This window comes from Chloracidobacterium validum, from assembly GCF_018304825.1.
Classification (GTDB): domain Bacteria; phylum Acidobacteriota; class Blastocatellia; order Chloracidobacteriales; family Chloracidobacteriaceae; genus Chloracidobacterium; species Chloracidobacterium validum.
Genome location: NZ_CP072648.1, coordinates 1,054,360 through 1,068,790 on the forward strand (window position 1 = coordinate 1,054,360; position 14,431 = coordinate 1,068,790).

The 14,431-nt window shown below is 58.1% G+C and carries 15 protein-coding genes; 4 read left to right on the top strand and 11 right to left on the bottom strand.

The genetic code is table 11. The features are described from left to right. Positions 1–57: 57 nt before the first annotated feature. A complete protein-coding gene (locus J8C06_RS04415) occupies positions 58–744 on the bottom strand; it encodes an esterase/lipase family protein (RefSeq protein ID WP_211429573.1) in 687 nt (228 codons plus the stop codon). A gap of 218 nt (positions 745–962) precedes the next feature. Here J8C06_RS04415 and J8C06_RS04420 point away from each other — a divergent pair, with 218 nt between their 5' ends. The 4 genes from J8C06_RS04420 (at position 963) to J8C06_RS04435 (ending at position 5,521) form a co-directional block, all read left to right on the top strand. Continuing rightward, the gene (locus tag J8C06_RS04420) at positions 963–1,931 is read left to right on the top strand and encodes a DNA-methyltransferase (RefSeq protein WP_246602086.1); all 969 of its coding nucleotides are present in this window, start codon (positions 963–965) and stop codon (positions 1,929–1,931) included. Between the two features lie 4 nt (positions 1,932–1,935). Further along, a complete protein-coding gene (locus tag J8C06_RS04425; protein WP_211429574.1) occupies positions 1,936–3,546 on the top strand; it encodes a hypothetical protein in 1,611 nt (536 codons plus the stop codon). Then, positions 3,543–4,361, top strand: coding sequence for a 1,4-dihydroxy-6-naphthoate synthase (locus tag J8C06_RS04430; protein ID WP_211429575.1), 819 nt, complete (start codon positions 3,543–3,545; stop codon positions 4,359–4,361). Before J8C06_RS04425 ends, J8C06_RS04430 begins: the two co-directional genes overlap by 4 nt. A 140-nt stretch (positions 4,362–4,501) precedes the next feature. Beyond that, positions 4,502–5,521 carry a DUF4351 domain-containing protein gene (locus tag J8C06_RS04435; RefSeq protein WP_211429576.1) on the top strand — a complete coding sequence of 340 codons (1,020 nt, stop codon included), beginning with the start codon at positions 4,502–4,504 and terminating at the stop codon, positions 5,519–5,521. Between the two features lie 40 nt (positions 5,522–5,561). On the opposite strand, the gene J8C06_RS04440 is transcribed toward J8C06_RS04435, so the two are convergent. The 10 genes from J8C06_RS04440 to J8C06_RS04485 all read right to left on the bottom strand — a co-directional run bounded on the left by J8C06_RS04440 (position 5,562) and on the right by J8C06_RS04485 (position 14,429). Then, positions 5,562–6,149: a GNAT family N-acetyltransferase gene (locus tag J8C06_RS04440; RefSeq protein ID WP_211429577.1), complete on the bottom strand. Its 588-nt coding sequence runs from the start codon at positions 6,147–6,149 to the stop codon at positions 5,562–5,564. Between the two features lie 100 nt (positions 6,150–6,249). Further along, a complete protein-coding gene (locus J8C06_RS04445; protein WP_211429578.1) occupies positions 6,250–7,608 on the bottom strand; it encodes a circularly permuted type 2 ATP-grasp protein in 1,359 nt (452 codons plus the stop codon). 18 nt (positions 7,609–7,626) lie between these two features. Next, a complete protein-coding gene (locus tag J8C06_RS04450; RefSeq protein ID WP_211429579.1) occupies positions 7,627–8,070 on the bottom strand; it encodes a DUF4870 domain-containing protein in 444 nt (147 codons plus the stop codon). A 52-nt stretch (positions 8,071–8,122) separates the two neighbouring features. Continuing rightward, complete coding sequence (locus J8C06_RS04455; RefSeq protein WP_211429580.1) at positions 8,123–9,172, bottom strand: S1C family serine protease; 1,050 nt, start codon at positions 9,170–9,172, stop codon at positions 8,123–8,125. Positions 9,173–9,371: 199 nt separating this feature from the next. Beyond that, positions 9,372–11,114, bottom strand: a complete 1,743-nt coding sequence (locus tag J8C06_RS04460) for a serine/threonine protein kinase (protein ID WP_211429581.1) — start codon at positions 11,112–11,114, stop codon at positions 9,372–9,374. Between the two features lie 99 nt (positions 11,115–11,213). Beyond that, a complete protein-coding gene (locus J8C06_RS04465; RefSeq protein ID WP_211429582.1) occupies positions 11,214–11,858 on the bottom strand; it encodes a hypothetical protein in 645 nt (214 codons plus the stop codon). Next, positions 11,855–12,454, bottom strand: a complete 600-nt coding sequence (locus tag J8C06_RS04470) for a globin family protein (protein WP_211429583.1) — start codon at positions 12,452–12,454, stop codon at positions 11,855–11,857. The genes J8C06_RS04465 and J8C06_RS04470 overlap by 4 nt, the downstream gene beginning before the upstream one ends. Before the next feature lie 115 nt (positions 12,455–12,569). Further along, positions 12,570–13,079, bottom strand: a complete 510-nt coding sequence (locus J8C06_RS04475; protein ID WP_211429584.1) for a hypothetical protein — start codon at positions 13,077–13,079, stop codon at positions 12,570–12,572. Positions 13,080–13,144: 65 nt separating this feature from the next. Further along, the gene (locus J8C06_RS04480) at positions 13,145–13,807 is read right to left on the bottom strand and encodes a V4R domain-containing protein (protein ID WP_211429585.1); all 663 of its coding nucleotides are present in this window, start codon (positions 13,805–13,807) and stop codon (positions 13,145–13,147) included. A gap of 148 nt (positions 13,808–13,955) precedes the next feature. Next, complete coding sequence (locus J8C06_RS04485; RefSeq protein WP_211429586.1) at positions 13,956–14,429, bottom strand: 2Fe-2S iron-sulfur cluster-binding protein; 474 nt, start codon at positions 14,427–14,429, stop codon at positions 13,956–13,958. Between the last annotated feature and the right edge of the window lie 2 nt (positions 14,430–14,431).

Here is a 14,431-nt window from a genome sequence, read left to right on the forward strand (position 1 = left end):
CGCCGGTGGGCAACGTTGGGCGTGAGCAAGCGCGTGCGGGTCGGTGACCAGTGCGACCTAAATGTTTTCAGCCCACTGAGGCAAAATCTGCGGCGCATCATACCAGGTTGTCAATGGCATGGGCAGGTGGTACACGCCCGCAAGCTGGATAACCTCTGCGCCGTCGAGCGTCATGCAGGGCTCGGGAACGATGCCGTCGCCCCACACATCCCCTGGCGCGGCGAGCAGACTTTCATATAGTGCGTAGGCCGTCCGTTCGGCCAGTGTACCCTGCGAATTGCCTTTGATATAACGGCTGTTCACGCTCACGTAGCGAATCTTGGGTGCGAAGAATGTGCCGGGGTAGTGCTCATTTGCCCAGCGGGTCGAAACCGAGCTGGCCGGGGCCCAGCTATGGTGGGGAGTCCCAAGACAAACCACCGTGTTGACGAACCGGTGGCCAGCATAACGTCGGCCGCAGTAGTCATCTTCGCCCAGGAATTTCCGTGTCAACCGCCCGCCGGCGCTGTGTCCTACCACAGTGACCGACTCACCAGTTTGTTCGGCGACGCTTTCGATACACGCTGCCATCACATCAATCACCGGGCGAAAGTTAGCCCCAGATGACTGCCACCAGTGGTACGGCTCAATTGGCGCAATCCAGACTCGTCGGTTGAATGGATTGGCACGCAAGCGGTTGGCGAGTGGCAGGTATGCCCGCCATTCGAGGAAGTGACCGGCAACAATGACAATGGGGGAGGGCATACGCGGCTGTTTAGGCGATAGTGTGAGTTGCGTTTTGACGCGCTGTTATTGAATATAGCGCATGTCCACTTCCTAACCGCCGAGTAAGTCGTCCAACTTCGTGAGATGGTGTCCGGGTGGCTTCTCTTCCGCGGTTTTCCAGGTTGAACCAGGGGCTTCGAACCAGGGTTTCGAGCCAGGGGTATCCAGCGGGACTTCCGTGGGAGGTAGCATGCACTGTGACTCTCGATACCATCGTGCACGGCGACTGCCTGGCTTGGCTCCGGCAGTTGCCATCCGAGATGGCCGACCTGACTTTTGCCGATCCACCTTTCAATCTCGCCAAAAAGTATCGCAGCTATGACGACCACCGAGGCGGCGAGGAGTATCTCGACTGGTGCCGCCAGTGGCTACATGAGTTGCTGCGGATTACAAAGCCAACCGGAAGCTTGTGTGTGCACAACATTCCCAAGTGGCTAACCCACTATGCGGCTTTTCTCAACACTCAGGCCGATTTCCGGCACTGGATTGCCTGGGACGCGCTCGGCATGCCCCTCGGTAAGACCCTCATGCCCAGGCATTACGGCATCTTGTTTTATGCCAAGGATAAGCGGCGTCAAAAGTTTTATGAAATTCGGCATCCGCACCGGCGTTGTCGCAAGTGTGGCGTTTTGCATAAAGACTACGGCGGAAAAAAACACGGGCTGCATCCCTTTGGGCCGCTGGTTTCCGATGTGTGGAGCGACCTCCACCGCATCAAGCATGCTTCGCGCCGCGACCCGCACCCGTGTCAGTTGCCGGAAACCGTGCTCGAACGCATCATCCTGATGACTACCGACGCTGGGGATGTGGTAGTTGACCCGTTTGCCGGCACGGGCACGACACTGGTGGCGGCGAGAAAACTCGGTCGGCGCTACTTGGGGATCGAACTCGATGCCGCCTATGTCGCCATTGCGCGCGAGCGGCTGACACAAGCGCACCCTGTTTCCCGGCTAGGCGAGGTGTGGGTAAGTCAGGTGCGTGGGGCGCTGGTGACGATTCGGGATTGCGATTGGCCACAGCTCCAGGCTTACTATGCGATTCCGGAGCCGGCCGCCGCCATCGAGACAGCCCCGATTGTTTTTGACTGGCGGTTGGCTGCCGTGGCTTCACTTCCGACGTTGGCGGCTGCGCAGACGCCGTCGGCCCGGCGACGCAAAACAGCCTGACCTTTTGGGGGTGCTTCATGTCACGCCTTCAGCCGAGCAGCCACCGGTGACGCCCTGTCTTGCCTTTTCCGCCGACAGCTTGCGCTGGTCAAAACTAAACTGGTTTGTCTTGGCGCTAGCCAGTTTGTTTCCGGTGTGGTGTGGGGTAGGGCAGGGTTTCAACCTCAACGACGACGCCTACATCACGTTGACCTATGCCAAAAATCTAGCTGCTGGGCGCGGTTTTGTTTTCAACCACCCACCAGCGACGTTTGGAACGACAACACCGTTGCTGGCGCTGGTTGTGGCGGCGTTGGGGGCACTCCTGCGTGGCGTATCCGTCGAGGCGGTGGCCGTCTGGGTGACGGTGCTGGCCTGGATTGCCGCCGGGTGGAGCTTCTATGGATTCCGCCGGGCCTGGGGCTTGTCAGATGAGTCGGCGTTGCTGGTGGCGCTGGCGGTGCTCTTTGGTGGGTGGTCGGGCCCCATGGGCGTGCTCGGTTCGGAAGTCTTTCTGTTTCATGCTCTGCTGGTGTTGACCTTCTCGCTGCACCTAGCGGGATATGGCGTGGCGTCGGGGGTTGCCGCCGGTTTGCTGTTTCTGACGCGCGGTGAGGGGGTCCTGGCATTGGGGGTGATTGGATTGTCGGCCGGGGCGCAGTGGCTGGTCACACCCCTGGGTGAAGCCGACGCATCTGGAGGTGCGCCCAAACCTGCCTGGCGACAGGTTGTGACAACCCTTGCGTCCAGCCTGCTGCGCCCCGTCGTTGGCTTTGGGATTGTGGTTGGTTTGTGGGCAGTCTATGCCTACGGGACGTTTGGACATGTGCTTCCTGCGACGCTATCCGCCAAGCGAATCCAGGTGGCCCTGGGCTGGCCGACCTTTACCCATGAATTGGCAACCAAGTGGTGGCGGAACTGGGGCGGCCCGGCCCTGGGGCATCCACTCCTAAGCGTTTGGTGGGCTCTGGTTGCCGTTGGCATCAGCGCCGCCATTTGGTCGCGCCGCCGATGGCTGGTGTTTTTGCTGTGGCTGATTGGCTATGTGGGAGGGTATGCCGCGCTGGGCGTGGCCGGTTACTGGTGGTACCAAACCCCGGTCTTCCTGTCACTGCACTTGTTCTTCGCTCTGGGGCTGGTTGCCGTGGTTGAAAGACTGGCCGTGTGGCGCAACGGGCAGCTCCATCTGATAGGGAGGGCCGTAACGGTCTGTGGATTAGCCTGTGCGATGTGGCCGGCGGCAAAGGCCGTGACAACCTACCACGGCGACTGGCGGGCATCATCGTACCGCGCCTTGGCCGCGTGGTTTCACGCGCACGCCCACCCAACTGACCGCGTCGCCTTCCACGAGGTTGGTTACTTGGGGTTTTATAGTGAGCAGCGCATCGTGGATTTATGTGGTCTGACGACGCCGGAGGTTCTGCCGCACTTTGCGCGACGCGACTTGACCTGGCCCCTTCGGACACTCCTGCCAGAGTGGTACGTGGCCAGTCCGACGTGGGATATTCTGCCGGCGCTCCGCGAAGGTGGATGGCTCGACCAACACTACCACCAAGTTGCCACCCTGCCGGCCCCGGGTGGCGGCGACCTGCGGGTTTTCCAGCGCATCCGCAGGGATGCTAACGTAACGCCATGACCACCCTGACGCTTGGCTACTCACCCTGCCCAAATGACACCTATATTTTTGGCGCGTTGGCGCTTGGACTGGTGCGGCCTCCAGGCATGACATTCGACATTCGGCTGGCGGATGTGCAGACGCTCAACGAGTGGGCACAAGCTGGGACATTGGATGTCACCAAGCTTTCTTTCGCGGCGCTGCTTACCCCAGAGGTCACGGCCCACTATGATTTGCTTGAGGTCGGCGCGGCACTTGGGCGTAACTGTGGCCCGCTGGTCGTGGCCCGCGAATCGTTTTCAGCGGACACCTTACGGAACAAGCGAATCGTTACCCCAGGTCGGTTGACAACGGCCCACTTGCTGATTCGCCTTTTCACAAACGATGCCCCGGTCGCCGCGGAACTGCCGTTTGAGCGCATTATGCCGGCGGTTGTGAACGGAGATTATGACGCGGGTGTGATCATTCATGAAAGCCGCTTTGTTTATCCGACCTTTGGGTTGACGCGCATTCTGGACTTGGGGATGTGGTGGGAACAGTCAACGGGGCTGCCACTGCCCCTGGGGGGGATTGCTGTCAGGCGGACGCTAGACGCAACCCAGCGCGAGCAGATCAGCCAGGCCCTTCGGGAGAGTCTGGCTTATGCCGACGCCCACCCAACCGCCGTCCAACCCTACATCGCGGCTCATGCCCAGGAGATGGCGGCAGATGTTCAGGCACAGCACATCGCGCTCTACGTCAATGCGTTTACACGCGACTTGGGTGATGAGGGGCGGCGGGCCATTGCCGCGCTCCGACGCCACGCGCAAGGGCTATCCGACCCCGTGCAAAGGTAGAGGTATTCGGGCATCCCAAGCGGGGGATCCGCAATGTCAGTGGTTGGTTCGGTAGCATTGGTTTGCATTGGCCTCAGAAGGCACGGCTTGGTTTAGCGGGCGATTGTCACAACCATGTGAGAGATGGAACAAAAAAGCCAATGACGCAAGCCATTGATCACGACCGCCTGTTCAAGGAACTCCTCACCGTATTATTCATGGATTTTCTTGAGCTTTTCGCCCCGGATATCGCGGCCTTCGTGGACAAGACTTCCTTGCTCTTTCTTGACAAGGAACTTTTCACTGATGTCACCCAGGGCGAACGGCGCGCAGCCGATCTGGTCGTCAAGTGCCGCCTGCATGACCAGGACGCTTACTTTCTGGTTCACGTTGAAACCCAAGCAACGCGCCGAGCCGACTTTGCCGAGCGGATGTTTCTCTATGGCGCGCGACTCTATGAGAAGCACCGGCTACCTATCTATCCGATAGCCGTGTTGTCCTATGATACCCCACGTAACCCCGAAGGCGATACGTTTGAGTTTCGGGTTAGGGAATGGACTCCGTTGCGGTATACGTTTCAGGTCGTCCAGTTGAATCGCTTAAACTGGCGCGACTTTGTGAATCGGCCAAACCCGGTGGCCAGCGCCTTGATGGCCAAGATGGGGATGGCGGATGAGGAGCGGGTGCGAGTCAAAGTTGAATGCCTGCGAATGTTGGCAACCTTGAAACTCGACCCGGCGCGGACGCAGTTGATTTCTGGTTTTGTGGACACGTATTTACGGTTGAACGATACCGAAGAGGTAGCGTTTACCGCGGCGTTGGCGCAGCTTGAGACGACGGCACAGGAGGTTGTGATGCAGATCGTGACGAGTTGGATGGAAGAGGGACTGCGGAAGGGGTTACAACAAGGACTGGAACAAGGACTGGAACAAGGACTGGAACAAGGACTGGAACAGGGGCTTGCACAAGGACGCAAAGAAGGACGCGAGCTGGGAGAGCAGGTTGGCGAGGCCAAATTTGCGTTGCGCGTTTTGCGACGGCAGCTAGGGACGGCGGTTGACGCTGAGTCTGCGCGTATTCAGGCGCTCCCAACCCCTTTGCTGGAGCAGTTGGCTGACGACTTGCTTAGTTTCACCCGACTTGAAGACTTGACCGCTTGGTTAGATAACCAAGGGGTCTAGGGCATCGTCAGGCGAGACTGGCCATCCCCCTGTCCGTCTATCAAGAGTGTTCGTCCACGGCGTGGTGAGCGCCGTCTTGGCGGATATTGTGCGGCCAGAGAAGTATCATCGCCGTGACCAAGCCGGTCGGTGGTTCATGACAGAAGTCAAATTCGCTGACGCGCACGAAACCAAGGTTTTCAAGGCTGCGATAGCGCGCCATACCGGTTATGCGCGACCAATAAGCCAGCACTGTCCGCGCCCCAGTGGCGCGCGCGGCGGCAAGGCGCAGTTCGTCGAGCTTCTGGCTTAGTCCTTGACGGCGCGCAGAAGGGTGAACAACCAGGCGGTTGAGCGAAGCAATTGGCGGAATGATTTCACAAGGCAGTTGGGCGAAGAGATGCCCGCCAGGGGCCTCCGCCAGTGCGTGGTGAAGCGAGAGCCGCCCGGCAGCAACCAAATCCTCCCCCCGAAACACCGCCCAATGCCGAAATGGTGGGCGCTCCTCCCCAGGGTCGCACCACTTGCCACTTGGGAACAGCGTAGCCGGCAGGCCCGTGGTCGCCCAGCTTTCCGCGCGAAGTCGCTGGATGTTGGCAATCGTCACCGGATCGGAGACTTCCAGAATGCGGAATTCCTGAACCGCCATTGCTCGCTCCAAAGGGTATTCGCCTTGTGGTCGCAGTATTGCCATTATTGTTAGAAAGCGCAAATAGGTGGTGAGAAAAACCAGCCAATCGTTGCTCGGCCTAGGCGCGTGGTGTGACCGTGAAGGTTGGAATACTACCGCCGCCAGCGCTCACATTGATGACGGCGCTTTGCGAGGTGCGCACAACGGCGCCGGCAATCTGGCCCCCGAGGTAAAACGGGTTGACGTTGTATTTCATGGGGTGAAAGTCAAATCCCCCATCTGCCTGGCGTACTGGAAACAGCTCGACCGGGGTGGGAACGCGCTGTTGCACGACCCACAAAGCATCATCCGTGACCGCCTGCCGGAGGGCCTGTGCCCAAACCGTGTCATCCGTTTCGCTGCCGACATAGACATTCGTGCCGCCGTAGGCATCGGCTGGCTTGAGCACGAACTCCGTCCGGTGGCGCACAACATAGTCACAGAGGTCCACCCGCTCCCCGGTGGGTAAAAGTGTATGCTGTTCGGTAACGATGCGTGTCCAAGGAAGGTGGTTGAGGAGACATTGCTGCGCTTCCTCTGGGAGAAAGGCGATGTGTGCCGGATCCGTCAGAAATGCAAAAAACGCTTTGTTTTCACTGACCCGGCAACGAAATGAGTTGATGAAGCAGGCAGCTCTGGTTTCGTAGGCGGTGGTGAACGCTCGCGTTTCGTCTAGCTTGGTCAAGAGTTCACTGGTCACGACGCGCCGGTACACAATATCCAACCGCGTATCTCCAGCGTAGAGTTGCCCCTGCCGCAACTCAACCTCCCGTGGGTCGGCAATGACGGACGGGTAGCCCTGAGCGATGAAGTAGTCCCGCAGGATAATCTGGTCGGCAGAGGTGCGAACATCCGTCCAGTCCACAATACCAATCGTGGGATGAGTCTTTCCGCCAAAGTCCCGGTAGGCTCTAAGCAAAGCCGCCAGCAAGGCTGGGCGCGGTTCATCTGGTTCAAGCTGATAGCGTTCGGCAAAGCGCCGTAGGATAGATAAGCCAAGGTAGATTTCCGTCATGGCGGCCGCATAGCCGATGCCAGCCGGCGCGTCGTGGTTGAATTCCAGGAAAAGCACGCCATCTGGCGTGGGGAAGGCATCCAGGCGTGTCCACACCACGGCATCCTCGTAGCCAGGATTCACCCGGAGAAGCTTTCGCTCCCGGTCCTGAATGTGGAGAGCCTCGTAAAGTTGTTCGTGGTTGCCCCCAAATAAACCTTTCTCGGCCAGGAGCGCTGCCCGAAGAACACTTGCCGCAGCCGACTCAAGCTGTCGTCGTTGAGATTGGGAGACGAGGTATGGCCGCAGGTGAACCGGCATCGCTTTGCCGGCAAACAAAATCCCACGGGCAACAAGCGCCGCGTCGAGTTGGTTGGCGTCAGCGCTCGCGCCACGTGGGTCATCCGTGATGAGTTGGTGAAAATCGTCAACCGCAGTCTGCATCCACCCGCCCAAGGTCGCTTATGATTGCTTTTCGGCCGCGTCACCGATCAATGGGAGCTTGAGGGTTTCGTTCCCGTAGGCTTTGAGCATCAAAAAAATGGATAGCCCAAGCCCGGCAAGAGCAATCACGAGACCCAGTAGATATGAAGCGAGCGAAAGTAACCCGCTAATCTGGCCCAGGAGCGTTCCGAAAAGCGAGTTCAAAATTCCAATAGCAAGCAGAGACAGATGAAAAAACAGACCTTGCCAGGAATGAAACTTGACGAAGCGATTGGTTTTTTCCGTGATGACGAAGACAATGGACATGATAAGGCCGACACAACAAGGCGCGTAGGCCAGCATGCTGGCGACATTGGGCTGTAATCCGAGCGGACCAGGTTGGTTCCCGCCGCCGGGTGGCACGGATTGGTAAGGGTTGGACGGCGGGTAGGGTGGTTGTTGGTAGGGATTTTGCGGGGTCATCGAGGTAACACTCCTCGCGGATCAGGATTGGACTTACATTGGTCGGCAGTGACTATTTCTTTTCAATTGGTGTGGCGGTGACGGTGTATTCCTTGTCCTCACGACGAATTCGAATCTGGAGCGATGTGCCCAGACGGCTGCGAGCCACAATCCGGTTGAAGTGACCACTTGACGTAACCGGCGTGTTGTCAACGGCCAAGATGACATCGTCCCGCCGAATGCCGGCCTGGTCGCCGGGCAACCCCCGTTCGACCTTGACGACCCGAACGCCGCGGGCTGAACCGGTAATGCCTAATCCACGCCGGTCAAAGGCTGAAATATCCACGGCCTCAACCCCAATTGAACTCCGCCGGACCCGTCCGAGCGTCCGCAGGTCAGGGAGGACATCCTTGAGAATGTTGACTGGGATCGCGAAGCCTAGACCTTGTCCACGCGCGAGAACCAAGGTGTTGATGCCGATCACTTCACCGGTGAGCGCCACCAACGGTCCGCCTGAGTTGCCGAAGTTGATGGCGGCATCCGTTTGCAGAAAATCATCATAAGCGCCATCTAGCCCACTGCGTCCCTTGCCACTGATAATGCCAACCGTCACCGTATGGTCGAGTTCAAATGGGCTTCCAATGGCAATGACCCAGTCCCCAACCCGTACGGCATCACTGTTTCCCAGTGGAAGCGTCGGAAGCGGTTTCTGCCCTAAATCAACTTCGAGCAGCGCCAGATCAGTTGCCTCGTCATATCCCCGGACGCTGGCCGGTAGGGTTCGTCCATCCTGCGTGACGGTCAAAATTGGGCCTCCAATTTTGAGGGCGTCCCGGATGACGTGAAAGTTGGTGACAATCTCACCCTTAGCGTCGAGGCAAAACCCACTGCCAATCGAAGTCCCGCCATCTTCCGCGACGGACTGTATGTTGACCACGCCACCATTGGCGCGCGCCACGACATCCGCGATGTTTGGAAACGGCGTGATGGCTGGTGCGCTGCGCGAGGCAGTCCGGGCGGCTGGCCGTTGCGCGGATGCGGTCAGCGAGACGCTTCCTACCCAGGCGAGCAGGCCAAGCCATAACCACGGAGAAACAAAAAACTGACTTCGGAGCAAGTTCATCAGCTCGACTGGGATGACTGAACCCAAACGGGCACGGAATCGGAAGATGGCTCGTCGGACGGTGGCACCTCTGACGAGCCTTGACACCGTAGCATGGTTGCCAATCGCTCTGCATCATAGCCACAGACTTCGGCCAATTCTTCTCGGACGGCGTGAAGTTTTTCTAGGAAGCGTGGTTTGCGATACATAGGAGCAGAGTCTAAGGCGACGGCGAAGGGATTTCAGTGAGGTGGAAAACCTGGATAAGCGTGCGTGGTGGTTGTCGTTCGATGGTCAGGTAGGCGCGTGCCACCGGTACCCAGGCATCGTCAAGTATCATACCGGCTGGTTGATATTCAGCAATTGGTAATCCGTCCGAAACAAGCGAAATCTTTCCAGATGAGTGAAAGAAGGTCACAAACTGTCCGTGGTTGTTCACCGCGTAGATTGGCTCGCCCAAGTCCATTTCCGCCAATGCTTGGTTTTTGGCAAAGGTAACGAGCCGCATGGCTTGCTGATTGCCGTCTCCGAAAAGGATTGTGTGAAAATCACCGCCGACCTGTGAGCGCATAACCGTCAGTGCTGGCGATGGCAGGCTTGCCTGATATTTGACGCTGCCCTGAGCATCCAGACAAGTGATCGTCGGACGGATTGGACCGGAATTGACCAAGATGTCATCGTCACTCAGGGCCACGATGTGGGGGGGCTGCAAGTAGTTGCACAGCGCAATTTCCCAAAGTTGCCGCCCTTCCAGCGAGTAGCCGGCCGCCTGGGTATGGCTGGCTAGGATGAGCAGCGTTTCAGAGGGCGTAACCGCCAGACTCTTGACTGGAAAGCGAACCTGGAACAGTCGCTGTGGCGTGACCGCGCCAGCGCGCATGGCATAGAGACTCTGGTTCGTTGCAAAGTAGCTGGTTGTGGCGGCAAGGCTTGGCGTGGCGGCAGCCGTGATCCGCTCCGGCAGGAAATAGGGAACGAAGCGCCGCCGCTCAAGCTCAAGAAATCCGGTTGTGCGGTCATCAGCAATATAGACTGTTGGCCGCTGCGCCGGGTTCAGAACAAAGAGCCGCTGGCTCCCCGCCAGCTCAACCGTGAACCAGGGTTCGAGGCGTTGCGCCTGTTCAAGGTTTGGCGTGTCCACCTGGGGGCTTACTAGTGACGTGGCTGGTAAGCTCGTGGGGGTTGATGGTGTGAGCTGCGCGTCCAGCGCCTGCCAGAGGTCTTGAGCTGATTTGACCCGCTCTCTCGGCGACTTGCAGAGCAGGGCGGACACGAGCGGCCGGACCTGCTCTGGGATTGGACGTAAATCCGGGGGCTGCTTGGCGTGCTTGGCAAACAACTCCTCTGGCAAGCCATGAAACGGCCGGTCGCCCGTGAGGATTTCATAGAAAATAATGCCGAGCGAATAGAGGTCGCTGGCATAGGTTGAAAAGTCATAAAACTGCTCAGGGGCCATGTAGGCCGGTGAGCCGTTGGGTTTTTGCTGATCAAAAACATTTGCCAGGTGGTTGGCAATGCCAAGGTCAGCCACTTTATATGTCACGGTGCCAGTTGACGCATCGGGAAAGACAAGGATGTTTTCGGGCTTGAGATCGCGGTGGAGGATTTGTTGGCGGTGCGCGTAATCCAACCCGAGCGTTACGTCGCGTAGGACGTGTAGGGCTTCTGGGACGGGCAGCTTCCCCCGCTCATTCAGGACATCCCGTAAACTCCCGCCAGCGGCATACTCAAGCACAAGTTTATTGCGCTGGTTGCCTTGGCCATAAATCACGTCAAAGCAACGAACGATATTTGGATGCTGAAGCGCAATGAGTGACGAGAGTTCACGGAAAAAGAGATGGGCGGCCTTGCCGCCGCCCAGGAATTCCTTGACCGCATAGAGATCGCCAGTCGTCGAATCCCGCGCTAGGTGAACGATGGCGTGCGCTCCACTACCAATGACCTTGAGAACTTCATATACCATAGGCAATGCCTGCTGAAACCGTAGGCCAATCGGTAAGGTTCATGCGGAAAAGGCCACAGGATTGAGATGCGGCTGACAACCGCATGGAGCAAGCGCCGGCTAGACGCTTGCTACAACTTGCTCGTGGGTCAGCCCGCCTTTGATTTTCTCATCAATGCCCCGGAGGCGCGCCGCGCCAGTGACCACAAACTGACTGGCTTCAGCGCCCCGTGAGATGCAGGCCGTCTGAACACAATCAAGGTCCTGACCGCTCATATGACTCATCATGCCAGCCAGGATGCCAGCAATCATCGGGTCTGAAAAATCTTCTTCATCCCGGATGACTTCGGCAAAGATTGAATCTTCCAGCGTGACGGTGACGATCCCTGTTTCACGGGCTTGGGCAACGTCAATGGTCATCAATCCCCAGCCATGATAAACAAAGTACTCCCTGAAAAACCGCAAAAACATGGAGACAGGCATTTCCCTGAGCTGTAGGTTGCCCACGGTCTGTGCCTCACGCTCCAAGCGGCGCATGATGCGCTCACCCCAGATGCGGCCACAGGTCTTGAAGATAACGGGCCACGCCGGACCTGCTTCATCCTTGACGGCGGTGTAAACGCCCGTCAAGAAGTCGGTTGAAAGAAGGCACAACCGCGTTTTGGCGGGATTCCACAACACGCCTTCGCGGAGGTCGAAGCCCAGCCGGGCTTCATCAAAAAAGCTTTCCAGTCCTTCCAGTAAATCCGTGGTAGCCTGCATCATGCGCCATACTCCTCTGAAAGTACATTCATGGCGAGGTCAAGGTAGGGCGCCATCAGCCGAAAACTGGCGGCGTCAAGTTCCTGCTGACACTCGCGCTTGACAACATAGTACATGTGATAGATGGATTTGACCTTACCCTTGAATGGCTTGAGTTTCGCGGCCAGCGTGGGGTCAATCTTGGCAAATGCCTCACGCATGGCTTCGGTCTGACCATGTTCTGGAAAATCAAAAGCCTGAAGGATGGTTTTCATCCAAATCAGTAGCTTATCCTCGAACCAGCGCGTGTCGTCAATCAACATGGCGAGTGTCGCATAGGCGAGCACATAGCGCGCGTCACGAACACACTTGGCCGTGGCATGGTCGTGGTGCTGCTCGTAGGGATACATCGTGTAGATTTCCTTGACGCTGCGTCCGACGATGCCGGTTTCCTTTGCGCGCACGTCCTTGGCAGCCGCAATCTGCGGCGACAGATTTGGATAGATGCTTTCTAACTTGGCAAACTCAGCGTCAGTAAAGTACTTGCCCTCAGCTTGACGGAAGATGCTGGCCAAGTCAGGGTGACGGTGAGGTGAAAGTACGGTGGCCGGTGATGTCATGAGAGCTAAGCTACCTCCAGTCGGCGGAACTTCCGCCGCGCGCCCGGCACCCTCAGAGGCGTGGGAGCGGCGTGGCGGAAAAACCAGGGAAATTAGGAATCATCAACTGACAAGACTAGTTTTTGGGGTTTGATGCCCGGATGGCGCTTTCAGTCGCTGCGCGTAAAAAATCACTTGTCCCAGAGCTTGACCAAGGGGAGCGCTTGACGGCGCTCCCACCCGGATTCCAGGGAATGGCTGTGAAGAACTCCGCGGCGCTAACTTCCTCGGCCACAGCGACCGCCGTGGCCGTCGCGACGGCGGCCACAGCGGCCGGTTGGGGAGTCGGCTGCGTGACCGGCGGCGTGGCCATTGGCAACGGCGGAAGTCCACCCGTCGTTCGGCTGGCGGCCGTGAGCCGGGTTGTGGATGGGCGAACAATCGCTGAACGAAGTGGAGCGCCACCCCGTTGCCCCCAGGGAACTTGTTCCGTGAAGAAGGCTTCGGCCGTGTCCTCCAAGCTCAGGGCGACCCGCGCGCGTTGCATCGCCAAGTTGAGTTTTTCACGGCAGCGCGCAATGCGCGCCAGCAGGGCTTCCTGCTCATCGAGCAAAGCTTGCGGGAGCGAGAGACTAAAGGTTGCCATAGCTGTCAGGTCCGTACGTGTAATCTGTCGTGGGGTAGGTTGTAGTCGGGTTATACCGGGGTAGGTCAGTCAACCAACTTGGTCATGATTTCCTGGGCGGTCGCGCCTTCCCGCCGCCAGAACTCAGCCGCGTTGACTTTCTTCTGGGAGCCGACGATGAACTTGCAGCAGTCGTTGCCCATCGAATAGCACTGAACCTCGATGCCGCCACGTTCTTCACGGTCAAACACGCTGAAAACACCCGCAAACATCCCGGCGTACATATAGCAAACGGGCTTGCCAACCTGCTCCATGGCTTTGGCCACGGCGGAGTTCTTGATAGTGACGAACACCATGCCTTGTTTTTCAAAACTAAAGTCAATCGCCCAGGCTCCCCAGCCTTCGATGGTCAGCGGCCACCACCAGGATTCGAGCACAAACTTGCGATTCATTTGCCAGATGTCGAGCTTCCCGCCGCCGAACTCGTGACGCATTTTCTCGGCAAAGCGCTTCATGTCGCTCACACCCCATTCGTAACCGCATTTGTACATAACGAGGTTTGAGGCATCGCCAACTTCGTCATTCAGCCCGGTGTGCAGGCTGGCAATGAAGTCTTCCGAGGCGTAAACCCCGCGCTGCCCATCGCGGAGCCGAATCGTGCGCGTTCGCGCGTCACGCGCGAGAAATTCTTCAGGGACGAAATAGTTGTGGTAGTTCTTGATGCCACCATCGGCTACGTTGATTGCCATGGATTGTTACTCCTCAAGTGAGGCTAGAGTTGCTCAAGGGTTTCGCAAAACCCAATACGGCTGGGGGTTGGTTTCAAGTGTTCACTGCTAGACAGACGAGCCAAGGCGTACCTAGCTGCGCTCCAAACGGCTAGGCAAAGGTACGGTTTCAGGAGGCCGACGCTGCTAGCTTGGTCATATCAAAATCTTCGCCTTCAAGCTCCAGAATTCTTGACTTCGTAATGATTTTTCCTCGCTCGATAAGGACACGCCCGTCGCGCGGATGCATGATCGGAATCTCAGCGCGTTTCCCGACCAGAACGCGCAAGTCCTCGATATCTTGAAGGTACATCCCCTCGGGTAGTTCAACAACAACGCCGTCACCGATCACACGGGCTTGGCAAGAGAGGCGGGAACGGGCCGTCGCCCCAGTGATCGTGCCGAGCGTACGGATTTCGCGCTCCGTGCGTGGTGTGAGCGCTTCTTCACCCCGGATAACAAAAACGTGGCAGGTCGCACATAGCCCCATGCCTCCGCAGGCCATGGCGACTTCGCACTGTGAGGCGAGCAGGGTGTCCAGTACCTTGGTGTCGGTCTTGACTGAAATCGTCTTGTTGATTGGCTGTAAGGTCAGGGACTTCATCG